This window comes from Corynebacterium sp. (assembly GCF_052107835.1).
GTDB lineage: Bacteria > Actinomycetota > Actinomycetes > Mycobacteriales > Mycobacteriaceae > Corynebacterium.
On record NZ_JBQEDF010000030.1, the window covers coordinates 1 to 20,754 of the forward strand.

A 20,754-nucleotide genomic window follows, 5' to 3' on the forward strand; every position below is an offset into this window, starting at 1 on the left:
TCCTACGAGTCCCTCGGCCCGCTGCTGGAGGACATCTCCGCCAAGGTCGACGGCACCCCGTGCTGCACCCACATCGGCCCGGACGGTGCGGGCCACTTCGTGAAGATGGTCCACAACGGTATCGAGTACGCCGATATGCAGGTCATCGGCGAGGCCTACCACCTGCTCCGCTACGCCGCCGGAATCGAGCCGGCGGAGATCGCCGACATCTTCCGTACCTGGAACGCCGGCGACCTCGACTCCTACCTCATCGAGATCACCGCCGAGGTGCTCTCCCAGACCGACGCCGCCACCGGCCAGCCGCTGATCGACGTCATCGTCGACGCGGCCGGCCAGAAGGGCACGGGACGGTGGACGGTCAAGGCCGCCCTCGACCTGGGCATCCCCACCACCGGCATCGGTGAAGCCGTCTTCGCCCGCGCCCTGTCCGGTGCCCGCGACCAGCGTGCCGCCACCACCGGTAACCTGCCCTCCGGCGACCTGTCCACCCTCGACTCCCTCGGGGTGTCCAAGGACGAGTTCGTCGAGGACGTCCGCCGCGCCCTCTACGCCTCCAAGCTGGTGGCCTACGCCCAGGGCTTCGACGAGATCAAGGCCGGCTCCGACGAGCACGGCTGGGACGTCGACCCCCGCGACCTGGCGACGATCTGGCGCGGCGGCTGCATCATCCGCGCCAAGTTCCTCAACCGCATCGTGGACGCCTACAACACCGACCCGGACGTCCAGTCCCTGCTGCTCGACCCCTACTTCAAGGGTGAGGTCGAGGGCCTGGTGGGCTCCTGGCGCCGCGTGGTTGTCGCGTCCACCCAGCTCGGCCTGCCGATCCCGGTGTTCGCCTCGTCCCTGTCCTACTACGACTCCCTGCGTTCCGAGCGGCTTCCCGCCGCACTGATCCAGGGCCAGCGTGATTTCTTCGGTGCCCACACCTACGAGCGCACCGACCGTGACGGCCACTTCCACACCCTCTGGTCCGACGACCGCAGCGAGGTGGAAGCGTAACCCGTGTCAGGTACATCGAACGGTCGACGTTCCGGCGGCAACGCCAGGAGCACCCCCGGTCACTCCGGATCACAGAACCGGCGCCGCAAAGTTGTCCGCGGTAGCCGTGCCGGCGCCGAGCCCTCGGGACGCCCCCAGCAGAAGCAGGGGTCGAAACAGGGTTCCACCCAGGGCCGACGCCGCAACCAGCAGAACCGTAAGCCGCAGCAGCGGCCCCAGCAACCGCGCGTCCAGCAGCCACGCGTGCCACAGCCGAAACGTGCGGCACCGGTGGTGGCCACCGGAACCCCGTCCGGTGTGGACACATCGATCACCTTCGCCGACATGGGCCTGCCGGACCCGGTGGTCAAGGAACTGACCAGCCAGGGCCTCAAACACCCCTTCCCGATCCAGGCCGCGGCCATCCCCGACGGGCTGGCGGGCAAGGACGTCCTGGGGCGTGGACCCACGGGCTCCGGCAAGACCTTCACCTTCGGGCTGCCGGTCGTCACCCGCCTCACCGGCGGGGCCTCCAAGCCCCACAAGCCGCGGGCGATGATCATGGTGCCCACCCGTGAACTGGCGCAGCAGGTCGCAGGACGGCTGCGGCCGCTCGCCGAATCCGTCGGCCAGCGCGTCCTCGAGGTCGTCGGCGGCGTGAACATCAAGCGCAACCTCACCGCCCTGGCCCGGCCGGTCGACATCCTCGTCGCCACCCCGGGTCGCGCCGAGGACCTCTGCAGCCAGAAGGCCCTGGATCTCTCCCAGGTGGAGATCCTCGCCCTGGACGAGGCCGACCAGATGGCCGACATGGGGTTCCTCCCCCAGGTCCGCCGCCTGATCAACCGCGTCCCGGCCGATGCCCAGCACCTGTTCTTCTCCGCCACCCTCGACGGTGACATCAAGGTGCTTGTCGACCAGTACATGAACGACCCCATCACCCACTCCACCGGCGAGGTACGGGCCAAGGTCGAGACCATGGAGCACTTCCTCGGCGTCGTCGACGACAAGACGGCGCGCAACGACGTCGTCCTGCAGCTCGGCCGGGCCTCCACCCGGACCATCATGTTCATGCGGACCAAGCACACCGTTGACCGTCAGGTGAAGAAACTGGTCCGCGACGGCGTCCCCGCCGTCGGGCTGCACGGGAACAAGGGACAGGGAGCACGCACCCGGGCGGTGGACGAGTTCTCCACCGGCACGGCGACCGTGCTGGTCGCCACGGACATCGCCGCCCGCGGGATCGACATCAAGGGCGTTGACCTGGTCGTGCACATCGACCCGCCCGCCGAGCACAAGGCCTACGTGCACCGCGCGGGACGCACCGCCCGGGCCGGCGAGTCGGGCACCGTCCTCACCCTGGCGACCGCCGACATCCGGCGGGACACCGAGGCCATGATGCGCAAGGCCGGGGTCACCCCGACCGAGTGGGTCCTGGACCGTCACGGCATCACGGCCTACCTCGGTGAGTTGGGGTTGGACAGGTAGCCGGACGATGGACATCCTGTTCAGCATCCTCGGCCTCATCGGTTTCGTACTGCTGACGGCGGGGACCGGACTCTTCGTGGCGGTCGAGTTCGCCACGACCAGCCTGGAACGCTCCACCATCGAGAAGGACGTGGCCGAGCGCGGTGACGCCGCGTCCCGCATGGTCAAGCGGGCGCACAGCGACCTGAGCTTCATGCTGTCCGGCATGCAGCTCGGCATCACGCTGACGACCCTCGCGACCGGCTACCTGGCCGAGCCCATCCTGGCCCGCTTCTTCACCCCGGTCCTCGAACTGGTCGGGTTGAACGCGTCGGCGTCAACCGCCATCGCCCTGATGCTCAGCCTGGTGATCGCCACCATCCTGTCGATGGTCTTCGGGGAGCTGGTGCCCAAGAACCTGGCCATCTCCAACCCACTGGGGGTGGCCCGGGTTCTCACCCGTCCGGTGTGGATCTTCAACAAGACCTTCCATTGGTTCATCCAGCTCCTCAACAACACCGCCAACTTCATCGTCCGGCGGCTCGGCATCGAGCCGGCGGACGAGCTGGCCTCGGCACGGTCACCGCAGGAACTGTCGGCCCTGGTACGGCACTCCTCCGGATCGGAGGGTTTCGACCAGTCGAAGGTGCGGATCCTCGACAGGTCCCTCCGCTTCGGCGACGCCAGTGCGGAGGACCTGATGTCACCGCGCTCCACCGTCGACACCCTGGAGACCACCGACACCGCCCTGGACCTGATCCGCGAGGCCCACGTCTCCGGGCATTCCCGGTTCCCGGTGGTCAACGGCGACCTCGACGAGACGATCGGGGTGGTCCACGTCAAGGACGCCCTGACGATCCCGGCGTCCGCCCGCGGGGCCACCCCGGTGCAGGACCTCGCCCGGCGGGTCCCGACCGTGCCGACGAGCCTGGGCGGGGACGCCGTCCTCAACCTCGTGCGCTCCGCCGGCTCCCAGCTCGTCCTCGTCGTCGACGAGTACGGCGGGACCGCGGGCATCGTGTCCATCGAGGACGTCGTCGAGGAGATCCTCGGCGAGGTCTGGGACGAGCACGACAACCGCGACGAGGACACCGAGGTCCGCAGGCGCGGCCAGGCCTGGGAGATCTCCGGGCTGGTGCGCTGCGACGAACTCGAGGACGCCTGCGGGTACGTGCCCCCGGACGGCCCGTACGAGACGCTCGCCGGACTGGTGATGTCCACACTCGGACGGATCCCGGCGGAGGGCGACACCGTCCTGCTGCCCCGCAGCGAACGCGAGATGGCCGAGCGCATCACCGACGGGACGACCGTCCGCTGGGAGGCCACCGTGGAGTCCATGGACAACAGGCGCGTCGACAAGGTGTCGATGCGCCCCGTGCCGCACGTGACCGGTGGTGACGACCATGAGTGATCTCTGGGCCATCCTGTTCGCCGTCGTCCTGCTCGGGCTCAACGCCTTCTTCGTCGGTGTGGAGTTCTCGCTGATCTCGTCCCGACGCGACCGGGTGGAGAACCTCGCCGCGGCCGGGAACCGCCGTGCGCCGAAGGTGCTCTACGCGATGGAGCACCTCACGATCATGCTGGCCGGGGCACAGTTCGGCATCACCGTGGCATCGGTCCTGCTGGGCAAGGTCGGTGAGCCGGCCATCGCGCACCTGATCGAGGCACCGTTCCACGCCCTCGGCATGCCGGACAGCCTGCTGCACCCGGTGTCCTTCGCCATCTCCCTGCTGATCGTGACGATCCTGCACATCATCCTCGGTGAGATGGTCCCGAAGAACATCACGCTGGCCGGGCCGGAGACCGTGGCGACCTTCCTGGTCGTCCCACACCTGCTGTTCTGCCGGATCACCAACCCGATCATGGTGTTCCTCAACTGGATCGCCCGGATGACCCTGCACCTGTTCGGTGTGGAGCAGCGCGACGAACTGGACTCCACCGTGTCCCCCACCGAACTGGCGGACATGATCTCGGAGTCCCGCTCGGAGGGGTTCATCGGCCAGTCCGAGGCCACCCGCCTGTCGAAGGCGTTGAACTCGTCGAAGCGGACGTTGAGCGAGGTCCTGATCCCGCGTGCCGACGTCCGCACGATCCCGGTCGGCACGGACGGTGCCGCCGCCGGCCGCGTGACCGTCGGCCAGGTCGAGGACGCCGTCTCCGAGACCGGTTTCTCCCGCTTCCCGGTCACCGACAGCACCGGAACCTACCTGGGCTACGTCCACGTCAAGGATGTCCTGGACAATCTGCTCGACCCGGACACCGGGCGGGAGCAATTGCTCGACCCCGGCGACGTGCGCGCACTGATCACCGTCGAGGGCGGGGTGAACTTCGACCACGCCATGAAGGAGCTGCGCCGAACCAGCTCACACATGGCCCAGATCTCGCAGGACGGTGTGATCATCGGTGTGATCACCCTGGAGGACGTCATCGAGGAGCTCGTGGGAACCGTCCGGGACTGGACCCACGATGACTGAGGTGACGGGGATCCTGGAACCGGACCGGTGGCGTGCGGTGGAATCGGACCACCGGGACCACGCCGACGCCCTGACCGCCGACCACCGGGCACGCCGCGCTGCCGGGGAGCGCCACCCGGTGTGGGACTTCATGTTCTCGTACTACCCGGTCAAGCCCTCGCACCTGCGGCGCTGGAGTCCCGGGGCAGGAACCGCCCTCGTCGCCGATTCAGGGGAGCCGCCCGCGGTGTCCCCGCTCAGCACGTCCGGGGATTCCGGGCGCACCCTGTGGACGGTCGATGTCGCGTCCTTCCTGGAGAAGCGGGGAAGCACGGTGGCCTACATCCACAGGCTGCTCACCGCGACGCAGCAGCGTCCCGCCCGGTTCAGCTGCTTCGGCATGCACGAGTGGGCGATGGTCTACCGTGACACCCCACGCCACCCCGAGCCCCTGCGCCTGGGGCGCGACGCCACCGACCGTGTTGTCGAGGACAGTTCACTGTGCTGCACCCACATCGACGCCTACCGCTTCTTCACCCCGGCGGCCGCGCCACGCAATTCCGTGCGACCCACCCGCCAGACCCAGGCGGACCACGAGCAGCCCGGCTGCCTGCACGCCACGATGGACCTGTACAAGTGGGCGACCAAGCTGGGCCCCCTGGTGCCCGGCGACCTGTGGCTGGACACCTTCCGGCTGGCCTGCGACGTACGGCGCACCGACATGGAGGCCAGCCCCTACGACCTGTCCGACTGGGGGTTCGAACCGGTGGCCGTGGAGACCCGCGAAGGACGGGCGGAGTACGTGCGCCGCCAGCGGGATTTCGCCGAGCGCGGCCAGGACCTGCGCGGACGACTCCTCAGTATCACCGGATCCCTCCCCGGGCACTGCTACCCTGAGATGGAGCGGGCGAACGTCCCGTCCTAGAGGAGAGTCCCGATGCCGCGACATGCCGCTGCTGAATCACCGACCCGCATCGCCGGATGGATCTGGGCGGCGTTGATCGCGCTGGTCGTGGTCATCGCCCTTGCTGTGGCGTGGATCGTCCTCGTCGGACGCGATGACGGGGACGACGGCACCGCTTCGGACGGCACGTCCTGCGTCGACGGCGACCAGGAACTGCTCGTCTGGGCGGACCCCGCCGCAGAGGACTCCGCACGCAGGCTGGTGGACACCTACAACGACAGCGGCGCCGTGGTACGCGACAGGTGCGTGACCGCCACCCTGGAGATCACCGGCACCGCTGAGGCAGCGGTCGCCTACCGCGAGGGCCAGCCCGGTGTGGCACCGGTGTGGATCCCCGCCGGTGGGGGATTCGTCCCGGGACTCTCCGGCGCCCCGGCGGAGCTGCCGGTCGTGGGCACCGATGAGTTGGTCCATGTGGTGCCGGAGGGGGCGGACCCGGCCCCGGGTGCCGCTGAGGTTCCCCCGGGAGTGGGGTCCATGGTCTCGGCGATGGCTGCGGACCTGATCCTCCCCGGCAATGACCCGACCATGGATGCCGCGGTTGACCGTGGCGCCGACGGGGACGTGACTGCACAGGATGCGCTGCAGGACGGTCTGCCGTTGCTGACCTCGGCAAACATTGCCGGGGATGCGGCAGGCGAACAGATCGCGAGCGTTGTCTTCCCCCTGGTCGCCTTCGGCTCCTCCCCCGCCGTCGACGAGGACGGCGCACGTGCCGCAGCTGATTTCGCGGGCGTGGCCGCCGGAGAATCCCCGGACGAGCCCATCACCCCCCGTCCTGCACCACCCCGGCTGGCGATGTACGCCGGAACGCTCGCGGGTGTCGGGCTGGAGGCGGCGGAGCGCTAGGAGGACTTGCGGCGACGGCGTGCCGCCAGCTCGTCGGCGGCCTCCGCACCGTCCGGCAGGGACCCGGCGTCGGCGGGATCCGCCTCGGCGGGCTCGGCGGGTTCGGAGGGGAATGCGGTGATCGTTCCGCTGAGCTCCTTCATCAGCCCCGGCACGGCGATCCCGAACACTCCCTGCCCACCGGCGAGCAGGTCGATGACCTCCTCCGGCGAACGGCACTCGTAGACCGTTTTCCCGTCGGAGACCAGGGTGATTCCTGCGAGGTCATCGACCCCGAGGTTCTCCAGCTTCTCCACCGCCCGGCGGATGTTCTGCAGGGAGATCCCCGTGTCCAGCAGTCCCTTGACGATCTTCAGGACGAGGATGTCCCGGAAGGAGTAGAGGCGCTGGGACCCGGAGCCGTGGGCGGTCCGGATCGAGGGCTGCACCAGCTTGGTGCGTGCCCAGTAGTCGAGCTGCCGGTAGGTGATGCCCGCGACCTGGCAGGCGATCGTCACGCGGTAGCCGACCTGCTGGTCGGGTCCGTCCACCTCGAACAGGGCATCCTGCTGGGGTGTCTCCGCGTGCGGGGAGTCGGTGCGCTCCATGGAAGGTTCTCCTGTCCTCGGCGCGTCAGCTTGCACGCCTGTGATTCAACTGTTCCCAAGACTAGACGGGTTCACCGTGGAGTCAACCCGGACAACCACCGGATTCTCTTGGTGTAACCCTCAACTTAAGGTCGAGGGTCATCGTAACACTGATTCACAAAGGACACACGTGTAACAACAGGTGTGTCGTTTCACTTCAACAACTGCCCTCCCCTCCCCAGAAGAACACCCCCGCCACATAACCCACACAAGGTGAGTCACGGGCGGGGGCGTGCGTAGGCGCGGAAAACCCACGGAATCAGGTCAGCGGGGCAGGTTCCCCTTGACCAGTGAGGCGTGCAGGGAGACGACCAGGGCGCTGACCTCACGGCTCAGCTCCGCCGCCCGCTCCCGCGCGTTCTCGTCGCGGCCGTGGGCCACCGGTTCCGCGATCCGGTTCACCAGGTCGGTCTGCCGCTGCGCCTGGGTCACCAGCGTCTTCAGGTGCCGGTTGTCGATGCCGTACTCCCCCATCTTCGCCGCGATGCGCACCACGTCCACATCATCGACGGAGAAGAAACCGGCGGCGTCGGGCGCGATGAGTGAAATCTTCACCAGGGAGGCGACGAAGGACTCCTCCACCTCCGCACGCGAGCACACGTCGGTGCGCGTCAGCCGCCGGACGGTCGACTGCCGGAACTGGTCCGGTGTGACCGCGCCGGCCACGGACTTCCGTGAGTCCACCGGGGTGACCTTGCCCGAGTCCATGGCCTCGAGCTGCTCCTTGATGACCTTCAGGGGCAGGAAGCTGTCGCGCTGGTTCGCCAGGATGTAACGCAGCCGCGAGATGTCCTCCGGCGAGAACCGGCGGTAGCCGGACTTGCTGCGCTGCGGATTGATCAGCCCCTCGGACTCCAGGAAACGGATCTTGGACACCGTGACATCCGGGAAATCGCCCTGGAGCTGCTTGAGCACGTCCCCGATCGAGGAGGTGGGCAGCACCCGTCCGGCATGGGGACGCTGGACCTCCACACCCTCCCGGGCGGCGGACGATGACCGGTTGGCGGCGGCGCCGGAATTCGCAGACATCGCGGACACAGTGCTCCTCACATCAGGTGCTGGCTCACGGGGAGGGGTGGAACTACGGAAAGGATATCAGGCTTCCTTGGAGCCGTTGAGGAACACCAGACGGAACTTCCCGATCTGGATCTCATCGCCGTTGCTCAGCACGGCGGAGTTCTTCGGCTCGCGGTTGACGTAGGTCCCGTTGAGGCTCCCCACGTCCACGACCTCGTACTCCTCACCGTTGCGCCGGAACTCGGCGTGACGGCGTGACACGGTGACGTCATCGAGGAAGATGTCACTGTCCGGGTGGCGGCCGGCTGCGGTCGTGTCCTGGTCGAGCAGGAAACGCGAGCCGGCGTTCGGCCCACGCTTGACCACGAGGAGCGCAGAACCCGAGGGGAGCCCCTCCACACCAGCGGGTGCGGACTCGGACTGCGCACCGGTCTCCATCTCCTTCAGGAGGTCAGCGCGGAAGACCGAGGTTGTCTCAACCGAGGCTTCCGGGATCCCGGTGTTGTCGCTCATGTTTCAGTTCCTCCTGGAATCTGTTGCAGTGTGACCGATCGCCCCCGCCGCAGGTCGCGGCGGGGACCGAAGAGCAGCAGGCGATCCGCCTGTGATTCGTTTCCATCATACTACCCGGCCTGTGCCCGGGACGACGGAACGGCTCGCTTATTCACCTAGCGGAACATTGCGGCGATCGAACCGACCACCGATCCTCCAGTCGATGACAAGGGGTTGTCATTGACCATGTAGGTCCATGTGGCGCTTGGCTTGTGCAGCCCAAGCCCCTCGAGGTCCACCCCCGCGGCCGTGATCGTCGCATCACTGAAGGTCTCACGGGCCTTCGCGACGGCACGCTCGGCAAGTTCGCCGAAGGCCGCGATGGACATCCGGTGGAACTCGTCGATCGGGCTCTCCCGCGCGATGGCGCGCAGGTGGATCGACTCGCGGATGTCGTCGAGGTAGGCCAGGTGCTCGCTCCACTCGACGTCCAGGTGGAACAGCATGATCTCCCGGGCCGCCTGCTCGAGAACCTCGTCGGGAATGCCCTCGGCCTGCAGCTCACCCGCCTTCTCCACGTCGTGGTAGCTGAGGTCCTCCCAGGCCGCCGGGGTGTCGAGCACCTTCCCACGGCGCTCGTTGACGATCACACGCTGGTCATTGATCAGCTTGTTGTACTTCCACGTCGTGGCGTGGATGTCGAGCATCTGCCCCTCCGCCACACGCTGGCAGTGGTCCACGAACTGCAGCACCTTGCGCTGCGCCAGCCGGCCGTCCTCGTCCGGCTCGGCACGCAGTTCCTCGCCCGACCCGCCGACGGAGACCACGTCGTCCTCCAACGAGACGAAGAACAGCGAGGACCCCGGGTCACCCTGGCGTCCGGCACGACCGCGCAGCTGGTAGTCGAGTCGCCGTGAACGGAACCGTCCGACCCCGACGACGTGCAGCCCGCCGAGTTCCACGACCGTCCCGTGCTCCTCCTCGTCCTCACCGTCGGTGCCCCCGAGCCGGATGTCCGTGCCCCGGCCCGCCATCTGGGTCGACACCGTCACGCGCCCGGGCCGTCCGGCCTCGGCGATGACCCCCGCCTCGGCCTCGTGGTTCTTGGCGTTCAGCACGCTGCAGTCCACCCCGCGCTCCCTGAGCGCCGCGGCGACCTGCTCGGACTCCGCGATGTCCTGCGTCCCGACCAGCACGGGCTGCCCGGTCGCGTTGGTCTCCACGATGTGGTCGATCGCGGCGGCGTCCCGGTCCTCCTGGGTGGCGTAGACCCTGTCCTCCTCGTCGAAGCGCTGCGTGGGGACGTTCGGGTCGATCACGCTGACCGACAGCTCGTAGAACTGGCGCAGCTGGTCGCTGGCCGCCACCGCGGTACCGGTCATCCCGCACTTCACCGGGTAGAGGCCGATCAGTGCCTGGACGGTGATCTGGTCGAGGATCCGGCCACCGTCGGTGACCTGGAGCCCCTCCTTCGCCTCCACGGCGGCCTGGAGCCCGTCCGGCCAGCGCTGCAGCTCGGCCACGCGGCCGCGGGACCCGTCGATCAGCGCGACCCGGCCGTCCCGCACGATGTAGTGGACATCCCTGGTCAGCAGGTGCTGCGCGTGCAGCGCCACATTGACCTGCGACAGCAGCGACCCGGGTGCGTCACCGTCATCGGATCCGTAGAGCGAGTCGATCCCCAGCCCCTTCTCCACGTAGTGGGCGCCAGCGTCGGTGAGGAAGACATTGCGGTGGTCGCCACCGACGGTGAAGTGCCGGTGCTCCTCCATGCCGCGGACGAGGTCCGTGATCTGCCCGGCAGGGGCCGGGCCCGGCTCGGAGCCCGCCAGCACCAGCGGAACCAGTGCCTCGTCCACCATCACCGAATCCGCCTCGTCGATGATCGCCACGTCCGCAGACGTGCGCACCGCATCGGCCCGCCGGCTGATCAGCTGGTCACGCAGGACGTCGAAGCCCATCTCGTTGACCGCGCCGAACACCACGTCACGGGCGTAGATCCCCCGGCGTTCCTCCGCACCGGCGTCCTCGCTGATCGCGCCGTGGGTGAGTCCGAAGAAGTCGAGCAGCGGACCCATCCACTGCTCGTCACGTCCCGCGAGGAAGGAGTTCACCGTGATCACGTGGACCCTCCGGCCCTGCAGGCCGTAGCCCACCGCGGTCATGGCACCGGTCAGGGTCTTGCCCTCACCGGTGGCCATCTCGATGACGTCGCCGACGAGCATACGCAGCGCACCCTGGAGCTGGACGTCGAACGGACGCATCCCGATGGTCCGCTCCGCCGCCTCACGCACCGCGGCGAGCAGCAGCGGGGCATCCGTGACCGAGGGAACGTCCCCCGTGGTCACGCAACCACGGGCGATGTCGACGACCTCGGCGTCACTCGCCCCGGACAACCGGTCGGTGGCCTTCGCAGCCTCCGTGACGATGTTCTTCGACTTCTTCTGGTTCGCCGTCGCCGACGAACCCATGGCCTTCCAGAACCAGCCGAATCCGGCCATTCTCGCCTCCGCATCGATCTACAGTCTCGTACATTTCCCACGCTACCGGAGCAAGGGTAGTCATCTATTCTCGGGCCCGTGGCATCTCGCAACGTAACCTCAGTCAATGTCGACGTCGCCGGAATGCCCGGCACCGTCGACCTCCCGCGTGACGCCGCCGAGTTGTCACCGGAGGAATTCAGGGAATCCGGCCCGCCCGTCGCGGTGTTCGCCCACTGCTTCACCTGCCACCGGAACGTCCCCGCGGCATTCAGGATCTCGAAGTCACTCGCCCAGGCCGGGCTCGCGTCCCTGCGGTTCGACTTCTCCTCGCTGGTGTTCTCGGAGAACATCCGTGACCTGCGGGCCGCCGCGTCCTGGCTCTCGGAGCGGTTGGCCCCTCCCACCCTGCTGGTCGGGCACTCACTGGGCGGGGCCGCTGTGCTGCGCGCCGCCCGCCACCTGCCGGATGTGCGAGCGGTGGCGACCGTCGGCGCGCCGTTCCGTCCCGCGTCCGCCGCCCGGACACTGGTCGGGACGGTGGACGGGCTCGGCGGGGACGGCACCACGGCCCATCTCGCCGGACGCGACGTCGACATCACCCGGGAATTCCTCGGCGACCTCGCCGAGCTGTCGCACGAGGACGACATCGCCGCCGACATCGCGGCCGTCGGCGCACCCCTCCTGGTCCTGCACTCCCCGACGGACCAGACCGTGCCCGTCACGGAGGCGGAGCGTGTCTTCGGCGCGGCCGCCTGGCCGAAATCACTGCTCAGTCTGCAGGACGCCGACCATCTGCTGACCCGGCGTGGATCGGCGACCCGGACCGGGGAGACGATCGCCGCCTGGGCGGGACCGCACCTGTCCGCGATAGGCTGAATGACCATGAGCGATATCACCTTCATCCCCACCGCAGACCTCGTCGACATCATCGGGACGGACGTCCGCAGCTGCGACACCCAGTTCCGCGACCTCGGCGGCCACACGGACTTCTCCGGGCCGATCACCACCGTGCGCTGCTTCCAGGACAACGGTCTGGTGAAGAGCATCCTGCAGGAGGACAACCCGGGCGGCGTCCTCGTCGTCGACGGCGACGCCTCGGTCCACACCGCCCTGATGGGCGACATGATCGCCGAGTTCGGTGTGGAGCACGGCTGGGCCGGCGTGATCATCAACGGGGCCATCCGCGACTCCGCCGCCGTCGGCGACATGGAGTTCGGCTGCAAGGCCCTGGGTACCAACCCACGCAAGTCCGCCAAGGACGGCGCCGGCGAGCGGGACGCCGTGGTCCACTTCGGCGGGGTGTCCTTCGTCCCGGGGCACATCGCCTACGCGGACGCCGATGGTGTGGTTGTCACGGAAGCGCCGGTCCAACCTGCGGATTAGCATCCCGGCCGGGAGGCGATTAGCGCGGACGAATCCCGGTGTTGTAAGCTTTCCGACGTTCAGCAAAGGATTTGTCCGGCGCTGGACGGCGGACTGTGGCGCAGTTTGGCAGCGCACCACACTGGGGGTGTGGGGGTCGCAGGTTCAAATCCTGTCAGTCCGACAGACACAACCCGCTCCGCGGGGGCTCCACCGCCCCTACGGAGCGGGTTCTCGCTATTCCGGCCTGTGGGAAGAACCCAGCTTCGCGGGACTGGTCCCGCGTCAGCGGTGTGAGATTAACCCCGTCGAGAATCGTGGTGATCAGGACCCGGTCAATGCCATGACGTACACCTGTCCGCCGCGGACGTGTCGGGGTCGATGAGATCCAACGGGGTAGTTGCGGTCACAGCCGCTCCCCGCGCTCTCCGTCGATGATGTCGCCTACCGTGCTGCCGAGGCGAGTCTTCGGACGGTCCGCCCATCCTCCGGTGCGTCCCGCAGGTCGCGACACCGGGAACGGCAGTGCAGGTGACGCGTTCGGGGAAAGGTGGGCGACCACAACTCCCCGGGGCCACGGCCGTGTGGGCCCCTGTCTTTTTAATCCTGCCGTTTCCGTGGGTCGGGCTACCCCGGCGCTGTCCCTGATCGCACCGCTTTGAAGGCGTCCACTTCAGTCGAAACGGTCAAACCGGTGCGATCAGGGGCAGAACTGGTGGCAGGCCGACCCGCTCGGGGCAGATGTGGACCGCGGACCCCTACTTCACGCGCGTCATCGTCACCGAGACGAACATCTGCGAGTACGCCTGGCCGGTGAACATACCGCGCAGCGGGACGACGTCCGCGTACTCACGCCCCTGCCCGACCATCACGTGGAGCTCGCCGGGGACGGTGTCGTTGGTGGGGTCGAAACTGAACCATCCGCCGTTGGGCCCGTCGTTGAACCACTGCACCCAGGCATGCGATTCACCGGTGCGCGGCTCGCCGAGCGGGGCCTCCTGGTCCGGCAGGACGTAGCCCGACACGTACCGTGCGGGAATCCCCACGTGCCGCAGCGCGCCGACCAGCAGGTGCGAGAAGTCCTGGCAGACGCCCTTGCGGTTCGTCCACGCCTCCTCCGCACCGACGGTCACGTCGGTCGATCCGGACTCGTAGGTCATCTGGTCGTGGATGAGCGAGCCCAGGCGCAGCCCGACCTCGTCCACCGAGCCCTCCTCACCGGCACCGACCTCCGCGAGGACGCTCTCGGCGAGTCCCGCCATGTCCTCCCCCGGCTGCACGGCCGGCGACATCCCGAGGAATTCGTTCCAGCGGTCGTGGAAACGGGCGGCATCGGTGACCGACAGTCCGGTCCGCTCGGCGGGGACGGCGTCCACGTCCAGGGTGGTGGTGACCGCGACCTTCAGCTCGTCGTGGGGCTCATGCAGTTCGAAGGCCGTCACCTGGGTGCCCCAGTAGTCGATGAAGGACGTCGACCACGGACGCGGGGCGATGTTCACGGTGCGCTCACGGATGAGCTGCTGCGGGGTGTACAGCGGGCTCATGCGGATCTCGTTGAAGGAGTCGTTCACGTTGTCCGAGTACGTGAACCCGGTGATGTGCTCGATCCTGAGGGTGCTTGTCATCGCTGGTGCCTACCTTTCGTGCCAGAGCGGCGACAACGCGCCCTCGAAGTACCGTCCGCTGAGGGCCTGGGTCGCCTGCGCACCGGTCTCCTGGATCTGGTGGGTCAGTTCGCCCAGGTTCTCCAGGGACTCGTTGGGCTGCATGTACTCGATCCGTGCGGAGAGCTGTCCGAGCAGACGCTGGGAATCGTCCTCGAAGCCGCTGCGCAACGGGGTGGGGTCCAGGTCCGTCAGGCAGGAACGCACACCGTCGAGGCAGAAGATCACCGAGCGCGGGCACAACCGGTCACGCAGCAGGAAGTCGACGGCGGCGGTGAGGTTGTCCTCGCGTCCGCGGGTCATCACGAAGGACTGCTGGGCACCGCAGGCCTGCAGCAGCAGGTGGCGGTGGGCCGGCAGCGCCGGGGCGACGACCGTGGCGTGGATGATGCGGGACGTCATGTCGAGCCGCTCGATGTACCGTCCGGCATTGAGGAAGTGCCACGCCTGGTCCCTCGGCATCGTCGCGTGCAGTGTCCCGATGATCGTCGAGCAGGAGTCGTGGACCTCACGGCAGGCCAGGGCCGGGCGCATCAGCGACAGTCGTCCGGACGCGGCCATCCGGTAGGACCGGTTGATGGCCTCCCAGGTGGGGGTCGCGAGGATCTCCCGGGCACGGCGGGCGCTGTCCCGGCAGTTGTTCAGTGCGGTCACCATGGACTGCGGTGAATCCGGGTCGATGCCCAGCCGGGTCCAGGCCTCCTCGGAGTCCAGTGTCTCGTCGGCGGGGGTCCCCATGGCGTGGCAGAGGTCGCTGCTGAACGTGGAGGACGACGTGTCGGTGTTGTGCTCCACGTACATGGTCAGGACGCGGGCCTGGCAGTCCGCGCGCTCAATGTACCGTCCGATCCAGAACAGGGATTCCGCGATACGGCTCAGCATGTCGGCACCTCCCGGTCGGTGGTTGTCTGCTGCTGCTGTTGCTGCTGTTGCTGTTGCTGCTGCTTGTCGTCCTCGGGGTTGTCGTGCACGGAGTTCTCCAGACGATCCAGGATCTCCGCGTCCGGCACGGCGTCCGGCACGATGTTGCCGGTCTCCGACTCCGGGCCGCTGATGTCGGACGAGACCACCCATGTGTCCTTCGAACCGCCGCCCTGCGACGAGTTCACGATCATCTGCCCCTCCTGCAGCGCGACGCGGGTCAGCCCGCCCGGCGCCACCCACATGTCCTCACCGTCGTTGATGATGAACGGACGCAGGTCCACGTGGCGCGGCGCCATTCCCTTCTCCGTCATGGTGGGCACGGTCGACAGCTGCACCAGTGGCTGGGCGATCCACCCGCGCGGATCCTTCAGGATCCTCTCGCGCGCCGCGTCCAGCTCCTTCCTCTCGCACATCGGCCCCATCACGATGCCCTTGCCGCCGGACCCGTCGACCGGTTTGATGACCAGTTCATCCATCCGGTCCAGGACCTCCTCGCGGTGTGCCGGCTCCTCCAGCCGCCACGTGTCCACGTTCGGGAGCAGGGGCTCCTCGTCGAGGTAGTAGCGGATCATGTCCGGGACGTAGGAGTACACGAGCTTGTCATCGGCGATGCCGTTGCCGACCGCGTTGGCGATGGTCAGCGTCCCGTTGGCCTGCGCCGACATCAGCCCCGCACAACCGAGCATGGAGTCCGGGCGGAACTTCACCGGATCCAGGAACTCGTCGTCCACGCGGCGGTAGATCACGTGGACCTGGTCGAGGCCGTCGGTGGTGCGCAGGAATGCCACCCCCTGCCGCACCACGAGGTCGCGTCCCTCGACGAGCGGAACACCCATGGTCCGGGCGAGCATGGCGTGCTCGAAGTACGCGGAGTTGTAGACGCCCGGGGTCAGCACCACGATATTCGGGTCCGCCACCCCGGGCGGGGCCGCCTTGGCCAGCGCGGAGCGCAGCCGTGCCGGGTAGTCGTCCACACGGGCGATGTTGTGCCGGGACACCGCCTCCGGCAGGGCGGCGACGGTCGCCTGCCGGTTGGTCAGCACGTAGGACACCCCGGACGGGATACGGGCGTTGTCCTCCAGGACGCGGAGCTGGCCATCCCCGTCACGGATCAGGTCGATGCCGGCGACGTGGATCCGTACCCCGTTGTCGGGTGTGAACCCTGCGACGGCCCGCACGAAGTTGGACGAGGTGGTCACCACCGACCTCGGCATGATCCGGTCGTTGAACAGCTGGCCGGTGCCGTAGATGTCATCCAGGAACGCCTCGAGCGCCCTGACCCGTTGCTTGAGCCCCTTCTCCGTCTTCTCGAACTCCGCCTGGGCGATCAGCCGGGGCACGATGTCCAGCGGGAAGGGTTCCTCGCGTCCGGCGAAGTCGAAGGTGACCCCGGTGTCGAGGTACCTGGAACTCAGGTAGTTCACACGTGACTCGAGTTCCTCACCACTGAACCTGTCGAATACACCGGCCAATCGGCGGTAGAGGGCCCTGGTGCCCTCCCCGGACACCGATTCGTCGAAGACCCCGTCCACAACCGGGTATCCCGTATTAGCAGCAGTCATTTGCTGAGTGTATCCCGCTGGAAAGAATAATGCATGTCTAGAAATTATTTCGTGTGACATACGATTGTCACGTCCCTGAAACATCCGGGCGTCCCATGTTCCGTCATGCCGGTACCGTCGAGGGGGAACGATATTCACCTACGTCTGGAGGAAGACATGTTCCACACCGTCCGCCCCCGTTCCGCACGGCACACAGGACGCACCGTCCAGGCTGCGGCGGTCGCCATGACCGGCCTGCTCGTCCTCTCCGCCTGCAGCGACGACAGCGACAACAGCGATGACAGCGCCTCGGCCGACACAGGCACCGCCGGGACCGACACGGCCGACACCGACACCGGCACCGGCGATTCCTTCGCCACCGCCAACGTCGCCAACGGCGACGGCGACGAGCTGGGCACCGCCACCCTCTCCACCGTCGACGGTGGCTCCGAGCTCGCCGTGGAGTTCTCCGGCCTGGAGCCCGGCATGTACGGCATGCACATGCACTCCGTCGGGGCCTGCGAACCGGACAGCGTCGCCCCCGATGACGAGGGCGACCCGGACGCCGAGACCGGGGACTTCCTGTCCGCCGGCGGCCACCTGGGCGCTGACGACCACGATCACCCGGACCACGGCGGTGATCTGCCTGCCCTCCTGGTCAACGAGAACGGCGAGGGAACCCTGACGGTCACCACCGACCGCATCGAGGAGGACAACCTGCTGGACGACGACGGTTCGGCGCTCATCGTCCACGAGGACCCGGACAACTACGGCAACGTCCCGGACCGCTACGCCCCCGACGGCCCGGACGAGGACACCCTGTCCACCGGTGATGCCGGCGACCGCCAGGGCTGCGGCGTCTTCGAGTAGGCCCCGGCCCTGTCACCTCGGTGGGCAGGGAACCCTCACGTCGTGACCTCTACCGCACCACACAGTCGGCGCGGACGTCCTGGCTCACGACCCCCACCCGCTGCAGCCAGCTGAAGATCCGGCAGCCCAGGCAGATCCCGGCGAACCCCTCCAGGGACGCGGCAACCACCAGCAGGACCAGGACAACGTCCGCCGCCACGCCCAGCCCGCTCGCGCGCAGCACCAGGGACACCCCGGAGAACGCCACCCCGATCCCCTGGGCGAAACGCTTCGGCGGGCCGGCGGTCATCACCGGGTCGCCGAAGACCCTGCCCGCCAGCCACCGCACGGACAACTGGCCGAAGGGGTCGAAACGCGGACCGGCCAGCACCCGCAGCACGAAACCGCCGAACAGCAGGACGTTCAGGACAACCGCGACCCCCTTGAACCCGGTCCATGAGAACACCAGCGTGAGCACCGACAACGCCACCACAAGCATCGCGGTAGTCCGGGCCGCACGGTCGTTGACGACCGGCGGGAACCACCACAGCGTCGCGGCGCCCCGGGGAGGGGATGCCTGCGCCTCCCGCTCCGAGAGCGGGGTCAGGTACGGAGTCAGGTAGTCACTACTCATAATCCGTGGAGACTACTCCCCCAGCACCCCTGACGTCAGCAACCCCGAACGGTCGCGATCACCGTGAAAACCACGGTTCGGGGGTAGACCCCATCCGGTGTAAGGGGAATCTGCGCGGGCTACTTCTTCCGACGGTCCCGCTTCTCGCGCACGCGCACCGCGACGCGCACCGGCGAGCCCTCGAATCCGAAGGACTCACGCAGCCGCCGCTCCAGGAACCGGCGGTAGCCGTGCTCCAGAAAACCCGTGGTGAACAGGACGATCACCGGAGGCTTAGTGGCCGCCTGGGTGGCGAACAGCACCCGGGGAAGGCGTCCGCCGCGCATCGGCGGCGGGGTCTGGGCGATCACCGCGCGCAACCAGGTGTTCAGCTGACCGGTGGGGATGCGCTGGTCCCAGCTCTCCAGTGCCTCGATCATCGCCGGCTCCAGCCGCTGCAGTGCACGTCCGGTCTTCGCGGAGATGTTCACCCGGCGGGCCCACGGCACGTGGGCGAGCTGCTGGTCGATCTCGCGCTCGAGCAGGTCGCGCCGGTCCTCGTCGACCATGTCCCACTTGTTGTAGGCCACGACCAGGGAGCGGCCCGCGTCCAGGATCATCCGCAGCACACGCTGGTCCTGCTCGGCGATCGGTTCGGACGCGTCGACCAGGAAGATGACCACCTCGGACGCGTCGATCGCCGCGCGGGTGCGCAGTGACGCGTAGAACTCGTGGCCACGGGCGGTCTTGGTCTTCTTCCGGATCCCCGCTGTGTCAACGAACCGCCAGGTGCGTTCGGTCAGTTCCACCACGGAATCGACCGGGTCAACGGTGGTTCCCGCGACGTTGTCGACCACGGAACGTTCCTCGCCACCGATCTTGTTCAGCAGGGAGGACTTTCCCACGTTGGGACGCCCCACCAGTGCCACGCGGCGTGGTCCCGACACGATGGACTTCTCACGCGGCTGCTCGGGGAACTCCTCGAGGACCTTGTCCATGACGTCTGCTGCGCCGCGGCCATGCTGGGCGGACACCGGGAACGGGTTGTCCAGTCCCAGCGACCAGAACTCGGCCATGTCGCCGTACTGCGAGTCGGAGTCGAACTTGTTCGCCACCAGCACCACCGGAATCTCGGAGCGCTGCAGACGACGCGCGATGAGTTCGTCGGTGGAGGTGATCCCGACCTTGGTGTCCACGACGAAGACGATGACGTCCGCGGTGGCCATGGCGGTTTCGGCCTGGCGGGCGATCGCGCCGTGGATGCCCTTGGCGTCGGGGTCCCAGCCACCCGTGTCCTGCACCCAGAACCTGCGTCCGCCCCAGTCACCCAGGTAGGAGATCCTGTCGCGGGTCACTCCCGGAAAGTCCTCGACGACGGCTTCACGCCGCCCGATGAACCGGTTGACCAGTGTGGACTTCCCCACGTTGGGGCGTCCGACGATGGCGACCGTGCACAGTGCCTCCTCCTCGGCCTGGTCGTCACCGAGCACACCGAACGCCTCTTCGACGGCGTCCCAGTCGGTGTCGTCCGTGTCGGCGGTGAGCAGGTCGAAGTCATCGTCCGCGTAACTGTCAGCGTCGTCGGCGTCGTCAGCATCGTCACTGAAGTCGCTTTCGTCGTACTCGTCGAAGAAGTCGTCCTCGGAGTCGATCGCCGAATCATCGGTGTCGTCGAGCCGCTCGCCCTCGGCGGTCCGGAACACCAGCTCCTCCCCGATCGGGGCCGGGGCCGCGGCGGAATCGACGGCGAGTCCGACGAGGGTATCGAGCACCTCGTCGACGGACATCTCCCCGGTGTCGAGGACCGTGGCGTCATCCGCGGGACGCAGCGGCGACGCCTCGCGCGAGGAATCCGCGGCGTCACGGCGTTCGACGTCGGCCAGGACCGCGTCGAAGTCCGCCTCCCGTCCGGAGGCGATGTCCTGGTCGTAGCGGCGGCGGGCCCGGATCTCCGCACTGGCGGTCATGAACACCTTGCAGGCGGCGTCGGGAAAAACCACGGTTCCGATGTCACGGCCCTCGACGACGCAGCGTCCCGCGCTCATCGCCAGGGAACGCTGCAGCGCCACCAGGTTCTCCCTGACCTCCGGGATCGCGGACACCGCGGAAACGTGGCGGGTGACCTCCACGCCCCGGATCTCCCCGGAGACGTCCTCCCCGTTGAGCAGCACCTCGGATGATGCAGGGTCCTCGTTGACCAGCAACGGGAGGTCGGAGGTTGCCGCAATCACGGCCTCGGTGTTCTCCGGGTCGATACCCGCGCGCAGGACGTGCAGAGTGGCCACCCGGTACATGGCCCCGGTGTCGAGGTACTTCGCCCCGGCCGCGTCGGCCAGGCGACGGCTGACGGTGGACTTCCCGGTGCCGGACGGCCCGTCAACGGCGACGATGAACCCGCCACCGGCAACGTTGTCGATGGTGCCAACACGGTTCTGATCGGTCACGGTCTGGTTCTCTCTCTCGTTGTCGTGT

General features: G+C 68.0%; 18 protein-coding genes and 1 tRNA gene. 10 read left to right on the forward strand and 9 right to left on the reverse strand.

Annotated elements, in window-relative coordinates; genetic code table 11:
• The 6 genes from gndA to ACTIL2_RS08790 all read left to right on the forward strand — a co-directional run.
• A partial coding sequence (gndA, locus tag ACTIL2_RS08765; RefSeq protein WP_442337078.1) for an NADP-dependent phosphogluconate dehydrogenase occupies positions 1 to 999 on the forward strand: 999 nt, incomplete at its 5' end.
• Positions 1,000 to 1,323: 324 nt separating this feature from the next.
• The gene (locus ACTIL2_RS08770) at positions 1,324 to 2,466 is read left to right on the forward strand and encodes a DEAD/DEAH box helicase (RefSeq protein ID WP_442337111.1); all 1,143 of its coding nucleotides are present in this window, start codon (positions 1,324 to 1,326) and stop codon (positions 2,464 to 2,466) included.
• Positions 2,467 to 2,473: 7 nt separating this feature from the next.
• Positions 2,474 to 3,856: a hemolysin family protein gene (locus ACTIL2_RS08775; RefSeq protein ID WP_442337079.1), complete on the forward strand. Its 1,383-nt coding sequence runs from the start codon at positions 2,474 to 2,476 to the stop codon at positions 3,854 to 3,856.
• Positions 3,849 to 4,919, forward strand: coding sequence for a hemolysin family protein (locus ACTIL2_RS08780; protein WP_442337080.1), 1,071 nt, complete (start codon positions 3,849 to 3,851; stop codon positions 4,917 to 4,919). Before ACTIL2_RS08775 ends, ACTIL2_RS08780 begins: the two co-directional genes overlap by 8 nt.
• Positions 4,912 to 5,823, forward strand: a complete 912-nt coding sequence (locus ACTIL2_RS08785; RefSeq protein WP_442337081.1) for a 3-methyladenine DNA glycosylase — start codon at positions 4,912 to 4,914, stop codon at positions 5,821 to 5,823. Before ACTIL2_RS08780 ends, ACTIL2_RS08785 begins: the two co-directional genes overlap by 8 nt.
• A 12-nt stretch (positions 5,824 to 5,835) precedes the next feature.
• Positions 5,836 to 6,711 (forward strand): hypothetical protein, encoded by an 876-nt coding sequence (locus ACTIL2_RS08790; RefSeq protein WP_442337082.1) that lies wholly within the window; start codon positions 5,836 to 5,838, stop codon positions 6,709 to 6,711.
• Here the strand turns inward: ACTIL2_RS08790 and ACTIL2_RS08795 are convergent.
• The 4 genes from ACTIL2_RS08795 to secA2 all read right to left on the reverse strand — a co-directional run bounded on the left by ACTIL2_RS08795 (position 6,708) and on the right by secA2 (position 11,347).
• Complete coding sequence (locus tag ACTIL2_RS08795; protein WP_442337083.1) at positions 6,708 to 7,298, reverse strand: MerR family transcriptional regulator; 591 nt, start codon at positions 7,296 to 7,298, stop codon at positions 6,708 to 6,710. The genes ACTIL2_RS08790 and ACTIL2_RS08795 overlap by 4 nt on opposite strands.
• A gap of 303 nt (positions 7,299 to 7,601) precedes the next feature.
• Positions 7,602 to 8,366, reverse strand: coding sequence for a transcriptional regulator FtsR (ftsR, locus tag ACTIL2_RS08800; RefSeq protein ID WP_442337084.1), 765 nt, complete (start codon positions 8,364 to 8,366; stop codon positions 7,602 to 7,604).
• Between the two features lie 66 nt (positions 8,367 to 8,432).
• Entirely contained in the window at positions 8,433 to 8,867 is a 435-nt protein-coding gene (gene odhI / locus ACTIL2_RS08805) for an oxoglutarate dehydrogenase inhibitor Odhl (RefSeq protein WP_442337085.1), read from the reverse strand.
• 155 nt (positions 8,868 to 9,022) lie between these two features.
• Positions 9,023 to 11,347 (reverse strand): accessory Sec system translocase SecA2, encoded by a 2,325-nt coding sequence (gene secA2 / locus ACTIL2_RS08810; protein ID WP_442337086.1) that lies wholly within the window; start codon positions 11,345 to 11,347, stop codon positions 9,023 to 9,025.
• Positions 11,348 to 11,425: 78 nt separating this feature from the next.
• On the opposite strand from secA2, the gene ACTIL2_RS08815 reads away from it, so the two are divergent.
• The 3 genes from ACTIL2_RS08815 (at position 11,426) to ACTIL2_RS08825 (ending at position 12,875) form a co-directional block, all read left to right on the forward strand.
• Entirely contained in the window at positions 11,426 to 12,205 is a 780-nt protein-coding gene (locus ACTIL2_RS08815; RefSeq protein WP_442337087.1) for an alpha/beta hydrolase family protein, read from the forward strand.
• A gap of 6 nt (positions 12,206 to 12,211) precedes the next feature.
• Positions 12,212 to 12,712: a ribonuclease E activity regulator RraA gene (rraA, locus tag ACTIL2_RS08820; protein WP_442337088.1), complete on the forward strand. Its 501-nt coding sequence runs from the start codon at positions 12,212 to 12,214 to the stop codon at positions 12,710 to 12,712.
• A gap of 89 nt (positions 12,713 to 12,801) precedes the next feature.
• Positions 12,802 to 12,875 (forward strand) — tRNA-Pro (locus tag ACTIL2_RS08825).
• 574 nt (positions 12,876 to 13,449) lie between these two features.
• Here the strand turns inward: ACTIL2_RS08825 and ACTIL2_RS08830 are convergent.
• From ACTIL2_RS08830 to ACTIL2_RS08840, 3 genes are read right to left on the reverse strand one after another with little or no spacing between them, the layout of a single operon-like run.
• The gene (locus ACTIL2_RS08830; protein ID WP_442337089.1) at positions 13,450 to 14,316 is read right to left on the reverse strand and encodes a transglutaminase family protein; all 867 of its coding nucleotides are present in this window, start codon (positions 14,314 to 14,316) and stop codon (positions 13,450 to 13,452) included.
• A gap of 9 nt (positions 14,317 to 14,325) precedes the next feature.
• Positions 14,326 to 15,237, reverse strand: a complete 912-nt coding sequence (locus ACTIL2_RS08835) for an alpha-E domain-containing protein (RefSeq protein WP_442337090.1) — start codon at positions 15,235 to 15,237, stop codon at positions 14,326 to 14,328.
• Positions 15,231 to 16,841 (reverse strand): circularly permuted type 2 ATP-grasp protein, encoded by a 1,611-nt coding sequence (locus tag ACTIL2_RS08840; protein WP_442337091.1) that lies wholly within the window; start codon positions 16,839 to 16,841, stop codon positions 15,231 to 15,233. The genes ACTIL2_RS08835 and ACTIL2_RS08840 overlap by 7 nt, the downstream gene beginning before the upstream one ends.
• Positions 16,842 to 16,997: 156 nt before the next feature.
• On the opposite strand from ACTIL2_RS08840, the gene ACTIL2_RS08845 reads away from it, so the two are divergent.
• Complete coding sequence (locus ACTIL2_RS08845; RefSeq protein ID WP_442337092.1) at positions 16,998 to 17,690, forward strand: superoxide dismutase family protein; 693 nt, start codon at positions 16,998 to 17,000, stop codon at positions 17,688 to 17,690.
• A gap of 49 nt (positions 17,691 to 17,739) precedes the next feature.
• On the opposite strand, the gene ACTIL2_RS08850 is transcribed toward ACTIL2_RS08845, so the two are convergent.
• On the reverse strand, positions 17,740 to 18,303 hold the full coding sequence (locus ACTIL2_RS08850; protein WP_442337093.1) for a DUF4395 domain-containing protein: 564 nt from the start codon (positions 18,301 to 18,303) through the stop codon (positions 17,740 to 17,742).
• Between the two features lie 119 nt (positions 18,304 to 18,422).
• The gene (gene der, locus ACTIL2_RS08855) at positions 18,423 to 20,726 is read right to left on the reverse strand and encodes a bifunctional cytidylate kinase/GTPase Der (RefSeq protein ID WP_442337094.1); all 2,304 of its coding nucleotides are present in this window, start codon (positions 20,724 to 20,726) and stop codon (positions 18,423 to 18,425) included.
• Between the last annotated feature and the right edge of the window lie 28 nt (positions 20,727 to 20,754).